The organism is Mesorhizobium australicum WSM2073 (assembly GCF_000230995.2).
In the GTDB taxonomy this organism is placed as follows: domain Bacteria; phylum Pseudomonadota; class Alphaproteobacteria; order Rhizobiales; family Rhizobiaceae; genus Mesorhizobium; species Mesorhizobium australicum.
In genome coordinates this window covers 3,937,200-3,958,309 of the sequence record NC_019973.1, presented here as the reverse complement: position 1 = coordinate 3,958,309, position 21,110 = coordinate 3,937,200, and the positions used below count along the sequence as shown (strand labels likewise).

The window sequence follows — 21,110 nt, the reverse complement described above, 5'->3', positions numbered from 1 at the left end:
AAGGTTGAAAAACCGCGCCGGGGCGAATTGCCCATGAATGCGGAGGTTCGGCTATGGTTGGTCGCCTGCCCAAGGGCGGCGACCGGCAGCGGCAAATGCCTTTTCTACACCCGGAATGGTTCCGATACTTCGGAACACCGGCGCAGACCTAGGCCTCGCGGCCTCGCATAACGATGTCAAATCCTGGCATTCGGTCCTCCCTGAAGGGAATCGCGGAAACGCTCTTATAGGGGTGCTTCGATTGCGCGCCAAGGCAAGCCATGGCCAAAAGCATCTCTGGCCCAGCCGATGAGGCGATTTTGCAACAGTCGCTATCCCTGCCTATCGCCGTCGCACGTCGTTCACCCGGCATGCGGCGCACGATCGAGGCGCATGTATCGCCCATCCATCGATGCCTTGAAACCCAGCTTTTCATAGACCCCATGCGCGTCGCTGGTCGACAGGCTCCAATGCGAGACGGTGCTGAGTTCAGGATGGTCGATGAGTGCCCGCACCAGCCGCAAGCCGACGCCCTGCCCGCGATGCACGGGCCAGACGATGATATCCGCGAGATAGGCGAATACCGTGCGGTCGGTGATCGCCCTGCCGAAACCGACCTGTTTGCCAGCGATGTAGGCGGCGGCGCAGAACGAGTTGGCAAAGGCCCGGCGATGGAACTCGTCGCTGCGTCCAGCTCCCCAGTAGCTTTCCATCAACAGGTCGGAGGTCGCACGAAAGTCGATCCGTGAGAGGTCGAAGCTGATTTCACAGTCGGGCATGCTGGTATCCCTATCCCGCCATGCCGCGTATTTTCGTCCAGCAGACGAACTGCGCTTCAGCCACGATCCCTGAAACGATTGGTGATGGGATAGCGGCGGTCGCGGCCAAAATTCTTCCTGGTGATCTTCACACCCGGTGCCGCCTGCCTGCGCTTGTACTCGGCGATGTAGAGCAGGTGTTCGATGCGCGCCACCGTCGCCCGGTCATGGCCGCGCGAGACGATGTCGTCGACGCCCATCTCGTTCTCGACCAGGCATTCGAGGATGTCGTCCAGCACCGGATAGGGCGGCAGCGAATCCTGGTCGGTCTGGTTCTCGCGCAATTCGGCCGATGGCGCCTTGTCGATGATGTTCTTCGGGATCACCTCGCCCGAAGGCCCGAGCGCACCCGGCGGCACATGGCTGTTGCGCCAGCGCGAGAGCGCGTAGACCTGCATCTTGTAAAGGTCCTTGATCGGATTGAAGCCGCCATTCATGTCGCCGTAGAGGGTGGCGTAGCCGACCGACATCTCGCTCTTGTTGCCCGTAGTGACGACCATCGAGCCGAATTTGTTGGAGATTGCCATCAAGATGGTGCCGCGCGCGCGGCTCTGCAAATTCTCCTCGGTGATGCCTTCCTTGGTGCCTTCGAACAATTGCGTCAGCGCATGCAAAAAGCCTTCGACGGGCTCGAAGATCGGGACGATGTCATAGCGGCAGCCGAGGGCGCGGGCGCAGTCCTCGGCGTCCTTGAGGGAATCCTTCGAAGTGTAGCGATAAGGCATCATGACGGCACGCAGCCGTTCCTCGCCCAGCGCATCGACGGCCAATGCGGCACAGATCGCGGAGTCGATGCCGCCGGAGAGGCCAAGCACCACATTCTTGAAGCCGTTCTTGTTGACGTAATCGCGCAGGCCGAGCATGCAGGCGCGGTAGTCGGCCTCCTCCTTGTCCGGGATTTTCGACATCGGTCCTTCCGAACAGACCCAGCCATCATCGGTACGTTTCCAGGTGGTGACGTCCACCGCATCCTCGAACTGACTCATCTGGAAGGCGAGCGTCTTGTCCGCCCCGATGGCGAAGGAGGCGCCGTCGAAGATCAGCTCGTCCTGGCCGCCGAGCTGGTTGGCATAGATCATCGGCAGGCCGCATTCGATGACTTGCTTGATCACGACCTGGTGGCGAACGTCGATCTTGGCGCGATAATAGGGCGACCCGTTCGGCACCAGCAGGATTTCCGCGCCGCTTTCGGCCAGCGTCTCGCAGACCGCGACGTCGCCCCAGATGTCCTCGCAGATCGGTATGCCGATGCGCACGCCGCGGAAGTTGACCGGTCCCTGGATCTCGGGCCCGGCCTGGAAGACGCGCTTCTCGTCGAATTCGCCGTAATTGGGCAGGTCGAGCTTGTAGCGTTCGGCGATGATCTTGCCGCCATCGGCGAAGACGATGGAATTATGCGTGCCGCTCTTGCGCTTCAGCGGCGTGCCGATGATGACGCCGGGACCGCCATCGGCGGTGTCCGCGGCAAAATCCTGTGCTGCCCGCTCGCATGCCTTGAGGAACGCCGGCTTGAGCACCAGATCCTCCGGCGGATAGCCGGCGAGGAAAAGCTCGGTATAGAGCACGAGATCGGCGCCCTGGCGGGCGGCATCCGCCCTCGCCTCGCGCGCCTTGGCGAGGTTGCCGGCGACGTCGCCGACAGTCGGGTTGAGCTGGGCGATGGCGATACGCAGTATGTCGAGCTTCTTGGTCATGCTGCTGACTTAGCGCGGCGGAATTCACCTCGCAATGGCGTTCGTTTGGACCAATTCAGCCCGTCAATCGTCGCCCATATACTCGCGCAGCGATTGCGGAGAGTGGTTTTCGCCGATCGACATGGCCAGGATGCGCGAGAGATGCCGGCGCGGCAGCCCTGTCTCGTCGGCCCATCGGTTGATCTGGACCTGGATGTTGTCGAGGTCCTTCTTCGATGTCGGATTGTCCGCGATGTCGAGGCCCGCGTCGCGAAGGGCTGCCGCCATGTCGGCCGAAATGACGAAAGCATCCCAGCCCAGCCAGCGCAAAAAATACTGGCCGGTGTTGCCGCCGAGCCGGCTGCCATGCTTGCCGAGATAGGCCATCAGCCCGACCTGGTCATCGGCGGGCCATTCGGCGAGAAAATTGCCGAAGCCGCCATGTTCCCGGGACACGCGCTCGACGAAGGCGGCGTTGTCGCGAACGGACCTGATCTTCTGCGGATTGCGCACGATGCGCTGGTCCGAGGCCAGATCGTGCCAGAAATCGTCGGGCTGGAACAAAAGCCGCTTCGGCTCGAAGCGCAGGAACGCTTCCTCGAAACCGGGCCATTTCTGCTCGATGACGCGCAGACGAAACCAGGCGGCAAAGACGCGCTCGGCCATGGTCGAAAGGATGCGGGCGTCGGCAATGTCGGCGACGGCGGCATTGTCGGGTATCGGACCCAACAGCGAGGTCAGTTCCGCCTCACCGCCCTTGCGATTTGCCGCGCGAGCGCGAATTTTCTTGAAGTCGGCCATCGGTCCCCTCGGTTCGCCTCAATCTAGCACTTCCCGCCCGGGCCGGCAGCCTCTACCTCTAATGCATGTCGCCCAAAACGGTTTTGGGAAGACGACATGCATAAAAGCAAAAACCTAAAGCGCGTCGCCTCAATCCGCTTCGACGCGACGCGCTTTAGCGCAGCAAAGCGCTTGGAGACGCCATGAACAAGACCATCGACGACCTGGCGAACCGTTGGCTGAAGCGGAAGCCGGATGGGCTGAGCCAGTTGGAAAACCGGGTGCTGCAAAGCACCATCGAGCGTACCACCATCACCAGGGACACCAACAAGGCCGTCGCTTTCCACCAGACTTTTGGCGACCGCCTTGCCGATACGATCGCCCGCATCGGCGGCTCCTGGTCGTTCATCCTGACCTTCATCGCCTTCCTGATCGTGTGGACATCAGCCAATGTCTGGCTGTTGTCGCGCGATGCATTCGACCCCTACCCCTTCATCTTCCTCAACCTCGTCCTGTCGATGGTCGCCGCATTGCAGGCGCCGGTGATCATGATGGCGCAGAACCGCCAGACCGAACGCGACCGCATCGATGCCGCCCATGATTACGAGGTCAATCTGAAGGCCGAGATCGAGATCATGGCGCTGCATGAGAAGCTGGACGAACTGCGCCACAGCCAGATCATCGGCATGCGCGACGAAATCGTGCGGCTGGCCGAACTGGTCAAGCGGATCGACGAAAGACTGTCACAGCAGTCGGCCTCATGACCGAAGCGATCCACCATTTCATCGAGCAATACGGGTTGCTGGCGGTTTTTCTAGGCTGCGTGGCCGAAGGCGAAAGTGCCGCGATCCTGGGAGGCTTCTTCGCCCACCAGCATGTTTTCGTGCTGTGGCATGCCTTCGTCGCGGCAGCGCTGGGCGCCTTCGCTGGCGACACCTTTTTCTTCATCCTCGGCAGAAGTTTCGCCGACAATCGCCATATCGTCAGGCTGCGCCGGCGGCCTGGCTTTCGCCGCGCCTACCGCCTGCTCAACACCCATCCCAACATCTTCGTGCTGTCGAACCGCTATGTCTACGGCATGCGCCTGGTCGGCGGCATCGCGGCCGGCCTTTCGACCATAGCGGCGCCGCGCTTCATCATCCTCAACGCCATTTCCTCGGTCATCTGGGCGGTCCTGTTCAGCACGATCGGCTATGTCTTCGGATTGGGAGCCGAGCAGTTGATCGGCCAGGCCCTGATGCAGCACAAGCGGCTGTTCGTCGGGCTCGGCATCGGCCTTGCCGTGGCCGTGCTTGCCTGGCTTGTCGCCCGCCATGTCGCCAAGCGGGAGCGCGACAAGGAGTTTTGACCGTCAGTCGATGCCGAGCGCCTGGTCCCCCCGATCGAGGATGAGCGGGATGATCAGGTCCTCCTCATCGGCCAGATGCCGGGTCAGCATCGCGATCAGACGGTTGTTTTCGTCGGCATAGGCATCGGCGGCGAAGCGCTGCTTGTCCTCACTCTCCTGAAGTGTACGGATGAACGCGTTCGCCGCCTCGGCGTTGCGCTCCAATCCTACATGGATGGTGTGGTGGTCGGCATCGAGAATCTCGAACCCGCGCTTCAGACGGGGCTCCGCCTTGGTGAAGGCCGGGAAATACTGGTAATCCTCGACATTGTGGTGGCCGTCGAGATGCCCGAGAAAATGGTTGAGGCGCGGCGCGAACCAGCGCGCGAAATCGGGGGCCGTCAGTCTGCCCTCGCGATAGTTGCCAATACCGCCGGTGAGCATGCCGCCGAGTTCGCGGAACATGTCGTGCCGCTGCAGCCACATATTGGCCATGCCGTGAATGTTGGCGTGAGCCTGCCAGCTTTCGCGGGGATATTTGTCGGCCAGCCAGCGCAGGTCGTCCGGCAGGCCCAGGCGTTCGAGAGGCGATGAATTCGTGACCTCTGCCATGACGGTCTCCTTTGGTGACCGTCATATAGGCATCAAAGCTTCAGATCGGCACCCCCGTTATGCGCTCAATGAGAGCGATGCCCCAGACGCCGCCGGCAATCACCACAGAAATCAGCACCGCCAGCGAGCCACAATCCTTGGCGAGCTGGATATCGATATGGAATTCACGAGAAATTGCGTCGCACGCCGCCTCGATGCCCGTGTTCAGCACTTCGACCATGATCAAGAGGAGCACCGCGCCGATCAGCAGCGCGTAACCGCGCCAAGACACCGAAACGAACCAGCCAGCGGGCAAGGCCAGCACCAGCAGCATCAGTTCCTGCTGGAAAGCCTTCTCGCTAACCGCAAGCTTGCGAAATGCCCGCACCGAATTGATAAAAGCATCGATCAGCCGCTGCATGCCAAGGCCCCTCTCGGAATCACCGGCCCGGGATAAAGCAATGCCCCGATCAATGGAATAAGGCGGATCGTCCAAATTTCATTCGGCTACCGGTATGGCCGGTGTCGACTTTTCAAACTGCGGCAGCCCATCGTCGATCGAATAATAGTCGCCCTTGTCGCCGACGAAGATATGACATTCGCCCTCGAGCGCTGTCGGCTTGTCGAACGATCCCGCCATGACCGAGATATGGTCTTGGTCCATCGCCTTCCAGAACAGCAGCGACCCGCATGTCTTGCAAAAGCCGCGCCTGGCGAAGCCGGACGCTTCATACCAGGTGATGCTTTCCGTGCCTTCGATCACGATGTCGGTATCGGCAACATTGGTCGCGGCATAGAAATGCCCGCTCTGTTTGCGGCATTGCGAACAATGGCAGTAGACGACGCCACGCAGTGCCCCACTTGTCCGGAAGCGGACCGCTCCGCACAGGCATGATCCCTGGTGACTCTCCCGCACTGGGTTTCTCCCCTAAACTGTAGTCTGACGAAGGCACCAGCATTCCAGCTTTGCGGCCGTCATGCGTAAGCAATTGCGACATCTGTTGTTGTGGAAAATCTGAAGTTCAGTTTCGCTCAGCCAGATCGGTACGCGAATTTGCATGCAACGCCGCCAATCAGCGCTGCCTGGAGGTTGATAGTTTGGTTGGACGCATGCAGCCTGATGTAGCGAAAAGGCGTGAGTTCTGCCGATTAAGGAAACTTTAGCGCTACTGCATCTATGGTGGTCTCCATCGAAGGTCGCGTGTGGGGACGCGCCTTTTCGTGTGTCGGCTTCGAATGGGTGGCGTCCCCGCGTCAGCGATGATGGATATGCGCCAAGTTCAGGCGCGTTCCCAAGGGAAGAGCGAACAACCATGCAGCCGGCGGCCACCCAGACCGAACGAAACACTGAGATCGCAAGCACAGTCGTGGCCACCATGCGCCAGCTTGGCGTGCTCGGCCTGCCGCGCAACTACGAGATCTTCTATGAGGCCCTGAGCGGCACCAACCGCGAGCTCGGTCTTGCCGTCCTGTCGCTGAGCAGCCGGCCGACGCAGGATGAGCTGGATCAGATCGGGCGCGCTTTCTTTGCCCATAATCATGGCCCCGGCATCATCGAGCATGCCCGGGACGTCATCGCCAAGGAGCTTGAGGAGGTCGCGTCGCTCCTGCGCAGCGAGCGCAGCCATATCGAAAAATACGGCAGGATCCTCGACGAGACATCCAGTGGCCTGAGCAACCGCAGCCTTCTCTCCCAGGATCTTCTGCAAAAGATCGCCAACGCAATGACGATCGCAACCAATTCGACGATCGACCACGGCCGGCAGGTCGCCTCGACGCTCAGCGACAAGACGGCGGAGCTTGAGAGCGTCAAGTCGAAGCTCGAGGAATACAAGCGGCTGGCCGATACGGATCCGTTGACCCAGATCTGGAATCGTCGCGCTTTCGACAAGGAAATCACCAGGATCTACAACAGCAACAAGGGTATTCTGTTCAATGCCCTTGTCCTTGTCGACATCGACCGGTTCAAGGACATTAATGACCGCTATGGCCATCCTGTCGGCGACAAGATCATCCAGATCATCGCCGAGATTTTGCAGACCAGCATCCGCGGCGACATGTTCGTCGCCCGAACCGGCGGCGAGGAGTTCGCGCTGATCATCGAGGGCGCCAGCGAGGACGCAACCTACGAGATCGCGGAACGCATTCGCGCCCTGATCGAGCAGACGCCGTTCACCAGCAGCCAGACCGGCATGAATTACGGCACCGTGACGGTATCGATGGGCATCTGCATGGCATCAGAGGCCGAAGGCCCCGAAGACCTCTACACCAAGGCGGATCGGGCGCTCTACCGCTCCAAGGTCAGCGGGCGCAACCGCGTCACCAGGCATTCAGCCATGGCAGGGCGCGCCGGCAAAAGCTGGCTGCTTTACAAGAAAGACTGAGGCTTTCGCTTTTGCCGGTTGCGCCGACACGGTCGGAAGCACAAACCGAAGTTGCAATAAAAAAGGCGCCGGTTTCCCAGGCGCCTTTCCTTTATCGGTTCCAATTGGCCGAGATCAGCCGTTCGCGACCTGCTTGTGCTGCACCGGATGGCTCTTCTTCAACAGGTCCGAGACCAGGAAGGCCAGTTCGATCGCCTGGTCGGCGTTGAGACGCGGATCGCAATGGGTGTGATAGCGGTCCTGCAACTCCTCGGCGGTGATGGCACGGGCGCCACCGGTGCATTCGGTGACGTTCTTGCCGGTCATCTCAACATGGATGCCGCCCGGATGCGTGCCTTCGGCGCGGTGCACCTCGAAGAAGGTCTGCACCTCCTTCAGGATGCGGTCGAAGGGCCGTGTCTTGTAGCCGGCCGCCTCGATCGTGTTGCCATGCATCGGATCCGACGACCAGACCACGCTGCGGCCCTCCTTCTGCACAGCGCGCACCAGCTTCGGCAGATGGTCGGCAACCTTGTCCGAACCGAAGCGGGCGATCAGCGTCAGCCGGCCCGGCTCGTTCTCGGGGTTCAGCAGGTCGATCAGTTCCAGCAGACCGTCCGGCGTCAGCGACGGACCGCATTTCAGGCCGAGCGGGTTCTTGATGCCGCGGCAATATTCGACATGGGCGTGGTCGGGTTGACGCGTGCGGTCGCCGATCCAGATCATGTGACCCGACGTGGCGTACCAGTCGCCCGAGGTGGAATCAACACGGGTCAGCGCCTCCTCGTAGCCGAGCAGCAGGGCCTCGTGGCTGGTGTAGAAGTCGGTTTCGCGCAGCGCGAAATTGGTTTCGGACGTAATGCCGACCGCGCGCATGAAATCCATCGTCTCGGTGATGCGGTTGGCAAGCGACTCGTATTTCTCGCCCTGCGGGCTGTCGGAGACGAAGCCGAGCATCCAGCGATGCACATTCTCCAGGCTGGCATAACCGCCCTGCGCGAAGGCACGCAGGAGGTTGAGCGTGGCCGCCGACTGGCGGTAGGCCATTTCCTGGCGGGCGGGATCGGGAATGCGCGACTTCTGGTCGAACTCGATGCCGTTGATGATGTCGCCGCGATAGCTCGGCAGCGTCACTTCGCCCTTGGTCTCGTTGTCGGACGAGCGCGGCTTGGCGAACTGGCCGGCGACACGGCCAACCTTCACCACCGGCTGCGCACCGGCGAAGGTCAGCACCACGGACATCTGCAGGAAGACGCGGAAGAAGTCGCGGATGTTGTCGGCGCCATGCTCGGCAAAACTCTCCGCGCAATCACCACCCTGGAGCAGGAAGGCTTCGCCGGCGGCAACCGCTGCCAACTGCTTCTTCAGCTTGCGCGCTTCGCCGGCAAAGACCAGCGGCGGGAAGGTGGCGAGTTGGGCTTCCGTGTTCTTCAGCGCGGCAAGGTCCGGATAGGCGGGAACTTGCTTGATCGGCTTTGCTCTCCACGAATTCGGCGACCATTTCGTCATCGCTGCACCCAACGCTCTTTCCGGCGGACACCCTCGCCCGCCATTTCCCGCCCCAAACTGGGGTGGCGGCTCCATACACGAAGCCGATTTCCTATTCTAGACCGGAATTTCGGTGCTGGCGAATGGCTGACGCGCCCAGGACGGCCCGAAAGGCGAGATCAGGCTGCCTTATCCACCAGTCGCGCCAGTTGCGTCATGACCACAGCCGAGCCCGCCAGACGCTTCTCCGCCGTCGGCCAGTCGCGGATGAAGACCACGCTATGGTCGGCCCTGATCTTGGCCAGCGAACCCTGCTCGCCAATATACTTGACCAGCCCGACCGGGTTCGAGAACTCGCGCTTGCGGAAATGGATGACGATACCCTTCGGCCCGGCATCGAGCTTCTCGACATTGGCCTTGCGGCACAGCGCCTTGATGAAGACGATCTTGAGGAGATGTTTCACTTCCTCCGGCAACGGGCCGAAACGGTCGATCAGTTCGGCGCCGAAGGCGTCGATCTCCTCGGTGTTTTCGAGATCGCCGAGACGGCGGTACAGCGCCAGCCTGAGCTGCAGGTCCGGCACGTAGCCTTCCGGGATCATCACCGCCGTGCCGACGGCGATCTGCGGCGACCATCCGCCATCCTGCACCTCGCCGGAATCCTTCACCTCGGCGACCGCTTCCTCCAGCATCTGCTGGTAGAGCTCGAAACCGACCTCCTTGATGTGCCCGGACTGCTCCTCCCCCAGCAGGTTGCCGGCGCCCCTGATATCCAGGTCATGGCTGGCGAGCTGGAAGCCGGCGCCGAGCGTGTCGAGCGACTGCAGTACCTTCAGACGGCGCTCGGCAGTGTCGGTGAGCTTGCGGTTGGCCGGCAGGGTGAACAGCGCATAGGCGCGCACCTTCGAGCGCCCGACGCGGCCGCGCAACTGGTAGAGCTGCGACAGGCCGAACATGTCGGCGCGGTGGATGATCAGCGTGTTTGCGGTCGGGATGTCGAGTCCGGATTCGACGATGGTCGTCGACAAAAGCACATCATACTGGCCGTCATAGAACGCGTTCATGATGTCGTCGAGTTCGCCCGGTGGCATCTGCCCATGCGCCACCGCTACCTTCAGCTCAGGAACAGATTCCTTCAGGAAATCATGGATTTCCACCAGATCGCTGATACGCGGAACGACATAGAAGGAATGGCCGCCTCGGTAGCGCTCGCGCAACAACGTCTCGCGAATGACCAGCGGGTCGAAGGGCGAGATGAAGGTGCGCACCGCCATGCGGTCGACCGGTGGCGTGGCGATCAGCGACAGTTCGCGCACGCCCGTCAGCGCCAGTTGCAGCGTGCGCGGGATCGGCGTCGCCGACAGGGTCAGAACATGGACGTCGGTCTTCAGATCCTTCAGCCGTTCCTTATGCTTGACGCCAAAATGCTGCTCCTCGTCGATGATCAGCAGGCCGAGATTCTTGAACGAAATCGCGGAGCCCAGCAGCGCATGGGTGCCGATAACGATATCGACCTGCCCTTCGGCAATGCCCTTCTTGGTCTCCGCTAATTCCTTTGAGCCCACCAGCCGTGACGCCTGGGCGACACGGATGGGAAGCCCTGAGAAACGCTGCGAGAATGTCTTGAAATGCTGACGCGACAACAGTGTCGTCGGCACCACCACCGCGACCTGAAACCCTTCCATCGCCGCGATAAAGGCGGCGCGCAGCGCCACTTCGGTCTTGCCGAAGCCGACATCGCCGCAGATCAGCCGGTCCATTGGCCTACCCGCGCCGAGATCGTCACGTACCGAGTCAATGGCCGTCTGCTGGTCGTCGGTTTCCTCGTAGGGGAACCGGGCGGCGAACTCGTCATAGAGGCCTTCGGCCGGCACCAGGGCCGGTGCGGCCCGCATCTGCCGCTCGGCGGCGATGCGGATCAGTTGTCCGGCCATGTCAAGCAGGCGCCGCTTCAGCTTCGCCTTGCGCGACTGCCAGGCGCCGCCGCCCAGCTTGTCCAGCGTCGCTTCGGCCGTGTCGGAGCCATAGCGCGACAGCAGCTCGATGTTTTCCACCGGCAGGAACAGCCGGTCGTCGCCGGCATAGTGGATTTCCAGGCAGTCATGCGGCGCGCCAACCGCTTCGATGGTGCGCAGACCGATGAAACGGCCAATGCCATGGTCGGCATGGACGACAATATCGCCGGCCGACAAGGCCGAGGCTTCGGCGATGAAGTCGGACGCGCGCTTCTTGCGCTTCGAGCGGCGGATCAGCCGGTCGCCCAAAATGTCCTGTTCGGCGACGACGACCAGCTTTTCGGTCTCAAAACCGGATTCCAGCGGCAAAACCGCCAATGCGGCCTGTCCCGGCTCGAGCTGTTCGGCCTCCGCCAGCGTCTCGACCTGCTTGAGATTGCCGAGATGGTGCTCGGCCAGGATCTGGCCAAGGCGGTCGAGCGAGCCCTCGGTCCAGCCGGCGATAACGACCCGGCGGCGCGCCGCGCGCTCGTCGGCTATGTGCCGGACGACGACATCGAAGACGTTGACGTTCGGATCGGCTCGCTCCTCGACGAAGCTGCGGCCATGGCGCGAGCCGGCGTGGAAGACTTTCTTGCTCCCCAGGTCCGGCGCGTCGAACACGGTAAAGTCGATGTCTTCGCGCTCGCCAAGCGAAGCCTTCAGATTCTCCGGCGAGAGATAGAGCAGATCCGGCGCTACCGGCTTGTAGGGGACCGCATCCTTGAGCGCCGCGTCAGCCTGCTTTTTGCGCGCCTCGTAGTGATCGAGGATCAGCGTATGGCGCTCGGCCAGCGCCTCATGTGCCAGATGGTCGAAAACCACGGGTGCGTCGGGCAGGTAGTCGAACACCGTCTCCAGCCGCTCGTAGAAGAACGGCAGCCAATGCTCCATGCCCGCGAAGCGCCGGCCTTCGCTGACCGCCGCATAGAGTCCGTCGTCACGCTGGGGTGCGCCGAAAGCCTCGATATAGGAGCGGCGGAAGCGGCTGATGGTTTCGGGCGTCAGCGCCACCTCGCTCATCGCCTGAAGCGCCATCGACTTGCGCTGGCCGGTGGTGCGCTGCGTGGCGGCATCGAAGACGCGGATCGATTCCAGCGTGTCGCCGAAGAAATCAAGCCTTAGCGCCTCGCTCCAGCCGGGTGCAAAGAGGTCGAGAATGCCGCCGCGCACCGCGAATTCGCCGATGCCGCGCACGGTCGGCACCCGCTCGAATCCCGACGTCTCCAGCCGGGCGATCAGCGCATTCATGTCGATCTGGTTGCCGGGCCTGGCGTGGAAGGTTTGGGCCTCGACAAGCTCCGCGGGCGGAATGCGCTGCAGCAGCGCATTGGCGGTGGTGAGAATTACGGCACGGTGCCGTTTCTTCGCCAGTGCGATCATGGCGGTCAGCGCATCGAGGCGCTTGGCGGCGGCATCCGAACCGGGCGAGACACGGTCGTATGGCAGGCAGTCCCAGGCAGGCAGTTCCAGCACAGGCAGGCCCGGCGCGACGAAGGACAGCGCCTCGATGATCGAAGGCAGGCGCTGGCCGTCGCGGGCCACGAACAGCACCGGCTTGTCGGGCGCGATCTCGAGCGCCGTCTGCACCAGCGCGAAAGCCTCGTAGCCGTCCGCGACACCGTCGACGATGAACTGGCCGGCGCGGCCCTTCGGCAAGCCAATGGTGGGAATGAGAGCCATCAAATCACGGTCTTGTTTGTCGCAATTCCCATGGGAAAACCGCTGCGCACTTTTCCTGGAATTGCGTGTGTTCAGAAAGTCATGGTCCGGCGGGACGCCAGGATTTTTTGCAGGACGGCACAGTCGATCTCCGCCGGCACCGGGCGTTCGCCCGTAACCAGCGGCAGGAATTCCGTGTCGACAATATCGAGGAGCCTCTCATATTGGTCGATTTCGTCGGCGGTCAAGGTGCCGATCTCGGCATCGGCGAAGGTGCCGAGGATGAGATCCATCTCGCGCATGCCGCGATGCCAGGAACGGAACAACAGCTTGCGGCGATGGGCGTCCAGCCCCTCGCTTGATCGTTTCGTTCCGGTCATTGTGCCGCATCCTCGCTTCAAGCGGCGCATATAGCGTGGATAGTGGGCGCTGTCAGCCTTGCGCTGCGGCCGTCGCGACATAAGCTGACATCATGCGTCCTTCCATCCTCGATCCCCTATTTGTCCCGATCACCTCGCTTGCCGGCGTCGGGCCGAAGGTTGGCGCGCTGATCGAGAAGGTCGTTGCCGCCGATCTCGGCGACCGCGCCGCACGCGCCGGCGACCTCCTGTTCGTGCTGCCGCACACCGTCATCGACCGCCGACACCGGCCGGGCATCGCACTCGCGGCCGAAGGCGCCATCGTCACGCTTGAGCTGCGCATAGACCGCCACCAGCCGCCACCGCGCGGCAACAGGTCGGTGCCCTACCGGGTGTACGCCCATGACGACACGGGCGAAATCGGCCTGACCTTCTTCCATGCCCATGCCGCCTATCTCGAAAAGGCAATGCCTGTGGGCGAGCATGTCGTGGTGTCAGGCCGGATGGAATGGTTCAACGGCCGCCCAACCATGGTCCACCCCGACCATATCGCGCTCGCCAGCGAAGCGGAAAACCTGCCGCTGGTCGAACCGGTCTATCCGCTGACCGCCGGCCTCTCGGGCAAGGTGCTGCGCCGGGCGATCGGCCAGGCGCTCGGCCGCCTGCCGGAGCTGCCGGAATGGCAGGATGATGCCTTCATGCGCCGCCAGAGCTTTGCGTCCTTCGGCGACGCGCTGACCCGCATCCATTATCCCGCTGATCCGATCGATGTCGCGGTCGAAGGGGCTGCATGGCGCCGCCTCGCCTATGATGAATTGCTCGCCGGCCAGGTCTCGCTGGCTCTGGTGCGGGCAAAGGTGCGGCGCCTGTCAGGCCGCCCTCTCGTCGGCGATGGGCGCATCGTCGAGAAGCTGCGTACAGCCCTTCCCTATTCGCTTACGCCCTCGCAGGAATTCGCGCTCGCCGAAATCAACGCTGATCTCGCCGATCCGGAGCGCATGCTGCGGCTGCTGCAAGGTGACGTCGGCTCGGGCAAGACGGTGGTGGCGCTGCTTGCCATGGCACGCGCTGTCGAGGCCGGCGGCCAGGCGGCGCTGATGGCGCCGACCGAAATCCTCGCGCGCCAGCATCTGGCGACGATCACCCCGCTTGCCGCCAAGGTCGGCTTGCGCATCGCCATCCTGACCGGCCGTGAAAAGGGTCGCGAGCGAGCCGAAACGCTGGCGGGTCTTGCCAGCGGCGAGATCGACATCGTCGTCGGCACCCATGCGCTGTTTCAGGAAACGGTCAGCTTCCACGACCTGGTCCTGGCCGTCATCGATGAGCAGCATCGCTTCGGCGTCCACCAGCGGCTTGCCATCACCGCCAAGGGCGACGCCCCCGACATGCTGGTCATGACCGCGACCCCCATCCCGCGCACGCTGGTGCTGACCGCCTTCGGCGACATGGACGTGTCGAAGCTGACGGAAAAACCCGCCGGCCGCCAGCCGATCCGCACCGTCACGCTGCCGCTGGAGCGGCTCGACGAGCTGGTCGGCCGCATGCTCGATGCCGTCGCGGATGGCCAGAAGATCTACTGGATTTGCCCGCTGGTCGAGGAATCCGAAGAAATAAAACTGATGTCGGCCGAGGATCGCTTTGCCTCGCTGAAGCCGCTGTTCGGCGATCGCATCGGCCTTGTCCACGGCCGCATGAAGGGTGTCGAGAAGGACGAGGCGATGCGCGCCTTCAAGCAAGGCGAGACGCGCATCCTGATCGCCACCACGGTCATCGAGGTCGGCGTGGACGTTCCTGACGCCACGATCATGGTCATCGAGCATGCCGAACGCTTCGGCCTCGCCCAGTTGCACCAGCTGCGCGGCCGGGTCGGACGCGGCGACAAGCCCTCGTCCTGCGTGCTGCTGTACAAGGATCCGCTTGGCGAGACCGCAAAACGCCGGCTGTCGGTGATGCGCGAGACCGAGGACGGTTTCCTGATCGCCGAGGAGGACCTGAAATTGCGCGGCGAAGGCGAACTGCTGGGCACCCGCCAGTCCGGCACGCCGGGTTTCCAGGTGGCGCGCATCGAGGTGCATGCCGACCTACTGGAGGCCGCCCGTAACGACGCCAGGCTGATCCTGTCGCGCGACCCAGAACTGCAATCGGACCGCGGCGAGGCGCTGCGGCTCCTGCTCTACTTGTTCGGCCGCGACGAGGCCGTGCGGCTCCTGCGCGCCGGGTGAGGCCCTAGCGGCGGATTGGCCAGGGTTCCGTTGATCGGCTCGCCGTTCAGCGTCACCAGTTTCGTCTTCACCTCGGGAGCCACCAACCCGGCTGATACGATCAGCTTGGCGCCGTCCTCGATCGTCATGTCGAGCGGCACGATGTCCGACTTCAGCACAAACATCAGGAAACCGGTCGTCGGGTTCGGCGTGCACGGCATGAACACGGCAATCAGCGGATCACCTTCCTGGTCGAGCTTCTGGTTGATCTCGGTTTCCTTTTCGCTGGCGACGAACACCAGCGACCACACGCCCTTGCGTGGATATTCGACCAGCCCAACCTGGCGGAACATGTCGCCCTTGTTCGACAGCACGGTCTCAAAAATCTGCTTCAGCGAGCCGTATATGCCGCGCACCAGCGGCATGCGGCCAAGCAAGCGCTCGCCAAAGCCGACTATGGCGCGGCCGACAATGTTGGCGGTCAGAAAACCGATCAGCGTGATCAGGATGAGCGCAACGATGAGCCCGAACCCTGGAACCGGAAACGGCAGATAGGTGTCGGGGCTGTAGCGCGCCGGAATATACGGTTTCACCCAGGAATCGACCCAGCCGATGAACGACCAGGCGATATAGGCGGTGATCGCCAGCGGCGCGCAGACGATGAAGCCCGTGAGGAAATAGTTCCTCAGCCGTGTCATGCCGGAAGTCTTGGGAGCGTCTGACATGGTTCACCGGAGGCGCTATTGCGACGCGACATTAGTGAACCGGAAGACGCTTTGGAACTGCGAAGTTTTTAAAGGCGCCTGTTTACAAGCGCCTATTCCACCGTCACCGACTTCGCCAGATTGCGCGGCTGGTCGACGTCGGTGCCCATGAACACGGCGGCGAAATAGGCGAGCATCTGGATCGGTAGCGCATAGATGATCGGCGAGATGATTTCCGGCACATCCGGAAGCACGATGGTCTCCATCGTCTTCAGACTCACCTGTGCCGCGCCCTTGGCGTCGGTGATCAGGATGATCTTGCCGCCACGCGCCGCCACTTCCTGCATGTTGGACACGGTCTTTTCGAAGATGCGGTCGTGCGGCGCGATCACGATCACCGGCATGTTCTCGTCGATCAGCGCGATCGGCCCATGCTTCAGCTCTCCGGCGGCATAGCCTTCGGCGTGGATGTAGGAAATCTCCTTCAGCTTCAGCGCGCCTTCCATGGCGAGCGGGAAATTGGTGTCCCGTCCGAGATAGAGCACGTCCTTGTAACGCGACAGTTCCCGCGCGATCCGTTCAATCTGCTCTTCGAGCTTCAGCACCTGGTTGGCATAGCGCGGCGCTTCCGAAAGCGCTCGCACCAGCGTTTTCTCTTGCTCCTTCGAGATCGCTCCGCGCGCCACGCCGGCGCGCACGGCAAGCGACGCGAGCACGGACAGCTGGCAGGTGAAAGCCTTGGTCGAAGCGACGCCAATCTCTGGCCCGGCCAGCGTCGGCAGCACGACGTCGGATTCGCGCGCCATGGTCGATTCCCGCACGTTGACGACGGCGCCGATCTTCATCCCGGCCTTGCGGCAATAGCGCAACGAGGCCAGAGTATCGGCGGTCTCGCCCGATTGCGAGATGAAGAAGGCGGCGTCGTTGGCCGACAACGGCATCTCGCGGTAACGGAATTCCGACGCGACATCGATATCGACCGGGAGCCGCGCATAGCGCTCGAACCAGTATTTGCCGATCAGGCCGGCGAGATAGGCGGTGCCACAGGCGGAGATCGCCAGCCGGCCGATCTTGGCGAAGTCGAATGGCAGATCGAGCGGCTTGGAAACGCCGGAGACGAAATCCACATAATGAGCCAGCGTGTGCGAGATCACCTCGGGCTGCTCATGGATCTCCTTCTCCATGAAATGGCGGCGGTTGCCCTTGTCGACCATGAAGCTGGTCGAGAGCGACTGCTGGCGCTTGCGGTCGACCTTTTTGCCGTCGATGTCGAATATGGCGACGCCGTCGCGGCGCACCACCGCCCAGTCGCCGTCCTCGAGATAGGTGATCGAATTGGTGAACGGAGCGAGCGCGATGGCGTCGGACCCCAAAAACATCTCGCCGTCGCCATGGCCAACGGCCAAAGGCGGGCCATTGCGCGCGCCGACGATCAGGTCCTCGTCACCCTTGAACATGATGGCTAGCGCAAAGGCGCCTTCCAGCCGCTTCAGCGCCTGATGCGCGGCCTCGACCGGCTTCAGCCCCCTGGCGAGTTCGCGCGCCACCAGGTGTGCCACGACCTCGGTGTCGGTCTGCGACGAGAAGGAATAGCCGTCGCGGATCAGCTCCTCGCGCAGTTCGGCGAAATTCTCGATGATGCCGTTGTGGACGATGGCGACGCCGTCCGAAAAATGCGGGTGCGCATTGGTCTCGTTGGGCACGCCGTGGGTTGCCCAGCGCGTATGGCCGATACCGATCATGCCGTCGAGCGGCTCATCCTTGAGCCGGCGTTCGAGGTTGACCAGCTTGCCCTCGGCACGGCGGCGGCCGAGCGCGCCCTTCTCGATGGTGGCGACGCCAGCGGAGTCATAGCCGCGATATTCGAGCCGCTTCAGTGCGTCGACGATGAGCGGCGCAACCTGCGAGTGGCCGACGATTCCAACGATACCGCACATGCAGACAGTCCCCGATTGCCCACGGAAAACCAGCGATATTTAGGCGTGGCCGGCCTGCCGCGAAAGTCACATTGCATTTCGTCCGCTGTAACGGACGCTTCAGCAGGCATGCACCATGACAGCCCGCTCTTGCAATCCGGTTACGGCAATCGTTCGGTTTTTTCGATTGCTTCGGCGAAAAAGCAGACCGTCGACCCAATCGCTAATGGTCGGCGCCAGCCGCTTTCTTCTTCGCGGCCGCCGCGGAAGCAAAGCGTTCGCGCAATTCCTTTCCCTTGCCGGGGATCGTCTTCTGGCGGGCGCGGCCGAAGGCCAGCGCATCGTCGGGCACGCTTTCGGTGATGACGCTGCCCGAGGCGATATAGCCGCCATTGCCGATGGTGACCGGGGCCACGAGCGAGGAATTGGAGCCGATGAAGGCGCCCTCGCCGATGTCCGTGAAGAACTTTGAGTAGCCGTCGTAGTTGCAGGTGATGGTGCCCGCCCCGATATTGGCGCCCGCGCCGACACGCGCGTCGCCAATATAGGTCAAATGGTTGACCTTGGCGCCGTCCTCGATAACGGCTTGCTTGACCTCGCAGAAATTGCCGACCTTTGCCTTGTTCCTGAGATCGGCGCCTGGCCGCAGCCGGGCGAACGGCCCGACATCGCAATTGGAAGCGATGGTGGCGCCCTCGATGTGGCTGAAGGCGTGGATTTTGGCGCCGCTGGCGATCCTCACGCCCGGACCAAACCAGACGTTGGGTTCGACGATGGTGTCGGCGCCGATTTCGGTGTCGTGCGAGAAAAACACGGTTTCCGGGGCGATCAGAGTCACGCCCGACAGCATCGCGTCATGGCGCCGGCGCTGTTGCCAGATGGCTTCGGCTTGCGCCAGTTCGGCGCGATTGTTGATGCCGAGCGCGCTTTCGAAGCTGGCTTCGGTGGCAACGACATCGAGATTTTGTGCACTGGCGATCTCGACGATATCGGTCAGATAATACTCGCCCTTGGCATTCTCGTTGCCGACCGCGTCGAGCAGTTTCAGCGCGTGCGCGCCGGCCACCGCCATCATGCCGGCATTGCAGAAGCCGATTTTCTTCTCCTCTTCGGAGCAGTCTTTTTCCTCGCGGATAGCTGTGAGCTTGCCATCCTTTTCGATCAACCGGCCATAGCCGGTCGGATTGGGTGGGCGGAATCCGATCACCACGACGGCAGCACCTTCCGCCAATCTCCGCCGCGCCACCGTGAGCGCATCCGCATCGATCAGTGGCGTGTCGCCAAACATCACGAGGACGTCGTCATAACCCCTTGATATCGCTGCGCGGGCAGCGATAACGGCATGCGCCGTACCCAAGCGCTTTTCCTGCTCGAAGGTTTCCGCCTTCGGTGCAAACTTCGCCGCCGCCTTGCGCATCTCGTCGGCGCCATGGCCAATCACCAGCGCCAGCCCGCTCGCACCCGCGGCTTCGGCCGCCTTGACCACATGGGCCACCATCGGCAACCCGGCGATCTGATGCAGCACCTTCGGCTGCGCGCTCTTCATGCGCGTGCCTTCGCCGGCTGCGAGGATGACGGACAGGCAGGATCTCTGGCTCATGGACGGGCAACCGTATGAAAGGGTTGGGAATCAATACAGGATAGCAGTGGCGCCATGCTGCACCAATGCGGTTAAATTCCGGTGAGATGGCAGAGCAGCTGACTCTTAATCAGCGGGTCCACAGTTCAATCCCGTGCCTCACCCCAAGCTGACAAGCGTCAGCCCAGCCGCCCCAGCACCGGGAAATTCTCAAGCAGCCAGTACGACACCGTCTGCACGCCGCCGGTGAGGAAAAACACGCCGGCGACCACCAGCAGCGCGCCGATCGCCTTTTCGACGCGGCCGAGATGGACGCGGAATTTGCCGAGGAAGCGCATGAAAGCGCCGGAGAACAGCGCGGCAATCAGGAACGGGATACCGAGGCCGAGCGAATAGGCGGCGAGCAGAAGAGCCCCCTCGCCGACCGTCTCGCGGCCACCGGCCAGCGTCAGGATCGGCCCCAGCACCGGGCCGATGCAGGGCGTCCAGCCGAAGGCGAAGGCAAGGCCCATGACATAGGCGGCGACGGCGCTGGCCGGCTTGCCCTGCGACTGGAAGCGCGCCTCGCGTGACAGAAGCGGGATGCGCAGGATGCCCAAAAAGTTCAGGCCCATCAGGATGATCAGCACGCCGGCGCCCATCGCCAGCGGCTCCTGCCAGACGCGCAGCAGCCGGCCGATGGTCGACGCGCCGGCGCCTAGCGCGACGAACACGGTGGAAAAACCGAGCACGAAGGCGATCGAGGAATAGAGCAGCGCGCCGCGCGCGCCCTCGCGTGCCGTCGCACCTGCATTGCCGCGGAAATCGTCGACGGAGACGCCGGCCATGTAGCAGAGATAAGGCGGCACTAGCGGCAGCACGCATGGCGAAAGGAACGAGATGGCCCCCGCCCCGACCGCGCTGACATAGCCGATATCCAATGCCATTCCAAAACTCCAACCTTTGGCGTCCGATATAGCGGCACGCCGGTTCGTCCGCCAATCACCATCGTGTGGCAAGTCATCGCGGGCGGGGAAGAAAGCATCCGCGCAGGGCGTTGACACGACGAGGCCGCGATTTCCCGCGCGCCTTCGAATATCAGCCACGGAGATTTCCATGAAAACGATAACTGCGGCGCTGGCCGCGCTCCTGCTCAGCACCGCCGCATCCTTTGCCGCCGAAGCGTGGAAGGAAGCCGAGGTCAATGGCACCAAGATCTACACCGACGCCAATGGCATGACGCTCTACACCTATGACAAGGACGAGAAGGGCAAGACCAACTGCTACGACAAGTGCGCCACCAACTGGCCGCCGCTGAAGGCCAAGGCCGGCGCCAAGGCGGACGATGAATGGAGCGTCGTCGACCGTACCGACGGCACCAAGATGTGGGCCTATGACGGCAAGCCGGTTTACACCTTCATCAAGGACAAGAAGGCCGGCGACGTGACCGGTGATGGCGTCGCCGGCGTCTGGCACGTTGTCAAGGCGGACTGATTTCCCCATCGGGAGTTCCGCCAAACGGGACTTCTCACCGGCCGCCGGGCATCCCTCCAAGTCCGGCGACCGGGCCGTCACGGACTCGACTTGACCCATTCCAGGCCGATTGGACCAGCAACAAATTGAACCTCTCCCAATCTTCCGAGGCTTGCGCCCACTCATTCTAAAATATGTGATGTTCTCCATACACTCTAAGAGTG

The 21,110-nt window shown here is 62.6% G+C and carries 18 protein-coding genes and 1 tRNA gene; 6 read left to right on the top strand and 13 right to left on the bottom strand.

Annotation, left to right across the window (positions count from 1 at the left end; genetic code table 11):
* Positions 1-341: 341 nt before the first annotated feature.
* The 3 genes from MESAU_RS18950 to MESAU_RS18940 form a co-directional block, all read right to left on the bottom strand.
* Positions 342-758 carry a GNAT family N-acetyltransferase gene (locus tag MESAU_RS18950; protein WP_015317654.1) on the bottom strand — a complete coding sequence of 139 codons (417 nt, stop codon included), beginning with the start codon at positions 756-758 and terminating at the stop codon, positions 342-344.
* Positions 759-814: 56 nt separating this feature from the next.
* On the bottom strand, positions 815-2,491 hold the full coding sequence (locus tag MESAU_RS18945) for an NAD+ synthase (protein WP_015317653.1): 1,677 nt from the start codon (positions 2,489-2,491) through the stop codon (positions 815-817).
* Between the two features lie 63 nt (positions 2,492-2,554).
* Positions 2,555-3,271: a DNA-3-methyladenine glycosylase I gene (locus MESAU_RS18940; protein ID WP_015317652.1), complete on the bottom strand. Its 717-nt coding sequence runs from the start codon at positions 3,269-3,271 to the stop codon at positions 2,555-2,557.
* A gap of 182 nt (positions 3,272-3,453) precedes the next feature.
* On the opposite strand from MESAU_RS18940, the gene MESAU_RS18935 reads away from it, so the two are divergent.
* Positions 3,454-4,014, top strand: coding sequence for a DUF1003 domain-containing protein (locus MESAU_RS18935; RefSeq protein WP_015317651.1), 561 nt, complete (start codon positions 3,454-3,456; stop codon positions 4,012-4,014).
* The gene (locus tag MESAU_RS18930; RefSeq protein WP_015317650.1) at positions 4,011-4,598 is read left to right on the top strand and encodes a DedA family protein; all 588 of its coding nucleotides are present in this window, start codon (positions 4,011-4,013) and stop codon (positions 4,596-4,598) included. Before MESAU_RS18935 ends, MESAU_RS18930 begins: the two co-directional genes overlap by 4 nt.
* Before the next feature lie 3 nt (positions 4,599-4,601).
* Here the strand turns inward: MESAU_RS18930 and MESAU_RS18925 are convergent, their stop codons facing one another.
* The 3 genes from MESAU_RS18925 to MESAU_RS18915 form a co-directional block, all read right to left on the bottom strand.
* Positions 4,602-5,189, bottom strand: coding sequence for a hemerythrin domain-containing protein (locus tag MESAU_RS18925; RefSeq protein WP_015317649.1), 588 nt, complete (start codon positions 5,187-5,189; stop codon positions 4,602-4,604).
* A gap of 40 nt (positions 5,190-5,229) precedes the next feature.
* Complete coding sequence (locus tag MESAU_RS18920) at positions 5,230-5,589, bottom strand: diacylglycerol kinase (protein WP_015317648.1); 360 nt, start codon at positions 5,587-5,589, stop codon at positions 5,230-5,232.
* A 78-nt stretch (positions 5,590-5,667) separates the two neighbouring features.
* Positions 5,668-6,084 (bottom strand): GFA family protein, encoded by a 417-nt coding sequence (locus tag MESAU_RS18915; RefSeq protein WP_015317647.1) that lies wholly within the window; start codon positions 6,082-6,084, stop codon positions 5,668-5,670.
* Between the two features lie 397 nt (positions 6,085-6,481).
* Between MESAU_RS18915 and MESAU_RS18910 the strand changes: the two genes are divergently transcribed.
* Positions 6,482-7,552, top strand: coding sequence for a GGDEF domain-containing protein (locus tag MESAU_RS18910; protein ID WP_015317646.1), 1,071 nt, complete (start codon positions 6,482-6,484; stop codon positions 7,550-7,552).
* Between the two features lie 114 nt (positions 7,553-7,666).
* On the opposite strand, the gene MESAU_RS18905 is transcribed toward MESAU_RS18910, so the two are convergent.
* The 3 genes from MESAU_RS18905 to MESAU_RS18895 form a co-directional block, all read right to left on the bottom strand.
* Positions 7,667-9,040 carry a class II 3-deoxy-7-phosphoheptulonate synthase gene (locus MESAU_RS18905; protein WP_015317645.1) on the bottom strand — a complete coding sequence of 458 codons (1,374 nt, stop codon included), beginning with the start codon at positions 9,038-9,040 and terminating at the stop codon, positions 7,667-7,669.
* A 158-nt stretch (positions 9,041-9,198) separates the two neighbouring features.
* Positions 9,199-12,696, bottom strand: a complete 3,498-nt coding sequence (gene mfd, locus MESAU_RS18900) for a transcription-repair coupling factor (RefSeq protein ID WP_015317644.1) — start codon at positions 12,694-12,696, stop codon at positions 9,199-9,201.
* A 71-nt stretch (positions 12,697-12,767) separates the two neighbouring features.
* Entirely contained in the window at positions 12,768-13,055 is a 288-nt protein-coding gene (locus MESAU_RS18895) for a succinate dehydrogenase assembly factor 2 (RefSeq protein ID WP_015317643.1), read from the bottom strand.
* Positions 13,056-13,147: 92 nt separating this feature from the next.
* Here MESAU_RS18895 and recG point away from each other — a divergent pair, with 92 nt between their 5' ends.
* On the top strand, positions 13,148-15,256 hold the full coding sequence (recG, locus tag MESAU_RS18890) for an ATP-dependent DNA helicase RecG (protein WP_015317642.1): 2,109 nt from the start codon (positions 13,148-13,150) through the stop codon (positions 15,254-15,256).
* Here recG and MESAU_RS18885 read toward each other — a convergent pair.
* The 3 genes from MESAU_RS18885 to glmU form a co-directional block, all read right to left on the bottom strand.
* On the bottom strand, positions 15,208-15,960 hold the full coding sequence (locus tag MESAU_RS18885) for a DUF502 domain-containing protein (protein WP_015317641.1): 753 nt from the start codon (positions 15,958-15,960) through the stop codon (positions 15,208-15,210). The genes recG and MESAU_RS18885 overlap by 49 nt on opposite strands.
* 92 nt (positions 15,961-16,052) lie before the next feature.
* Positions 16,053-17,876 carry a glutamine--fructose-6-phosphate transaminase (isomerizing) gene (gene glmS, locus MESAU_RS18880; RefSeq protein WP_015317640.1) on the bottom strand — a complete coding sequence of 608 codons (1,824 nt, stop codon included), beginning with the start codon at positions 17,874-17,876 and terminating at the stop codon, positions 16,053-16,055.
* Positions 17,877-18,078: 202 nt separating this feature from the next.
* Entirely contained in the window at positions 18,079-19,455 is a 1,377-nt protein-coding gene (gene glmU / locus MESAU_RS18875; protein ID WP_015317639.1) for a bifunctional UDP-N-acetylglucosamine diphosphorylase/glucosamine-1-phosphate N-acetyltransferase GlmU, read from the bottom strand.
* Between the two features lie 80 nt (positions 19,456-19,535).
* Between glmU and MESAU_RS18870 the strand changes: the two genes are divergently transcribed.
* Positions 19,536-19,599, top strand: a tRNA-Lys gene (locus MESAU_RS18870).
* Between the two features lie 14 nt (positions 19,600-19,613).
* On the opposite strand, the gene MESAU_RS18865 is transcribed toward MESAU_RS18870, so the two are convergent.
* On the bottom strand, positions 19,614-20,360 hold the full coding sequence (locus MESAU_RS18865; protein WP_015317638.1) for a cytochrome c biogenesis CcdA family protein: 747 nt from the start codon (positions 20,358-20,360) through the stop codon (positions 19,614-19,616).
* A gap of 169 nt (positions 20,361-20,529) precedes the next feature.
* Here MESAU_RS18865 and MESAU_RS18860 point away from each other — a divergent pair, with 169 nt between their 5' ends.
* Positions 20,530-20,907, top strand: a complete 378-nt coding sequence (locus MESAU_RS18860; protein ID WP_015317637.1) for a COG4315 family predicted lipoprotein — start codon at positions 20,530-20,532, stop codon at positions 20,905-20,907.
* The last annotated feature ends 203 nt before the right edge of the window (positions 20,908-21,110 follow it).

Bases quoted from the DNA above. Each gene is read 5' to 3' on its own strand.
- MESAU_RS18950 (WP_015317654.1), bottom strand. From the start codon at position 758: ATGCCCGACTGTGAAATCAGCTTCGACCTCTCACGGATCGACTTTCGT.
- MESAU_RS18945 (WP_015317653.1), bottom strand. From the start codon at position 2,491: ATGACCAAGAAGCTCGACATACTGCGTATCGCCATCGCCCAGCTCAAC.
- MESAU_RS18940 (WP_015317652.1), bottom strand. From the start codon at position 3,271: ATGGCCGACTTCAAGAAAATTCGCGCTCGCGCGGCAAATCGCAAGGGC.
- MESAU_RS18935 (WP_015317651.1), top strand. From the start codon at position 3,454: ATGAACAAGACCATCGACGACCTGGCGAACCGTTGGCTGAAGCGGAAG.
- MESAU_RS18930 (WP_015317650.1), top strand. From the start codon at position 4,011: ATGACCGAAGCGATCCACCATTTCATCGAGCAATACGGGTTGCTGGCG.
- MESAU_RS18925 (WP_015317649.1), bottom strand. From the start codon at position 5,189: ATGGCAGAGGTCACGAATTCATCGCCTCTCGAACGCCTGGGCCTGCCG.
- MESAU_RS18920 (WP_015317648.1), bottom strand. From the start codon at position 5,589: ATGCAGCGGCTGATCGATGCTTTTATCAATTCGGTGCGGGCATTTCGC.
- MESAU_RS18910 (WP_015317646.1), top strand. From the start codon at position 6,482: ATGCAGCCGGCGGCCACCCAGACCGAACGAAACACTGAGATCGCAAGC.
- MESAU_RS18905 (WP_015317645.1), bottom strand. From the start codon at position 9,040: ATGACGAAATGGTCGCCGAATTCGTGGAGAGCAAAGCCGATCAAGCAA.
- mfd (WP_015317644.1), bottom strand. From the start codon at position 12,696: ATGGCTCTCATTCCCACCATTGGCTTGCCGAAGGGCCGCGCCGGCCAG.
- MESAU_RS18895 (WP_015317643.1), bottom strand. From the start codon at position 13,055: ATGACCGGAACGAAACGATCAAGCGAGGGGCTGGACGCCCATCGCCGC.
- recG (WP_015317642.1), top strand. From the start codon at position 13,148: ATGCGTCCTTCCATCCTCGATCCCCTATTTGTCCCGATCACCTCGCTT.
- MESAU_RS18885 (WP_015317641.1), bottom strand. From the start codon at position 15,960: ATGTCAGACGCTCCCAAGACTTCCGGCATGACACGGCTGAGGAACTAT.
- glmS (WP_015317640.1), bottom strand. From the start codon at position 17,876: ATGTGCGGTATCGTTGGAATCGTCGGCCACTCGCAGGTTGCGCCGCTC.
- glmU (WP_015317639.1), bottom strand. From the start codon at position 19,455: ATGAGCCAGAGATCCTGCCTGTCCGTCATCCTCGCAGCCGGCGAAGGC.
- MESAU_RS18865 (WP_015317638.1), bottom strand. From the start codon at position 20,360: ATGGCATTGGATATCGGCTATGTCAGCGCGGTCGGGGCGGGGGCCATC.
- MESAU_RS18860 (WP_015317637.1), top strand. From the start codon at position 20,530: ATGAAAACGATAACTGCGGCGCTGGCCGCGCTCCTGCTCAGCACCGCC.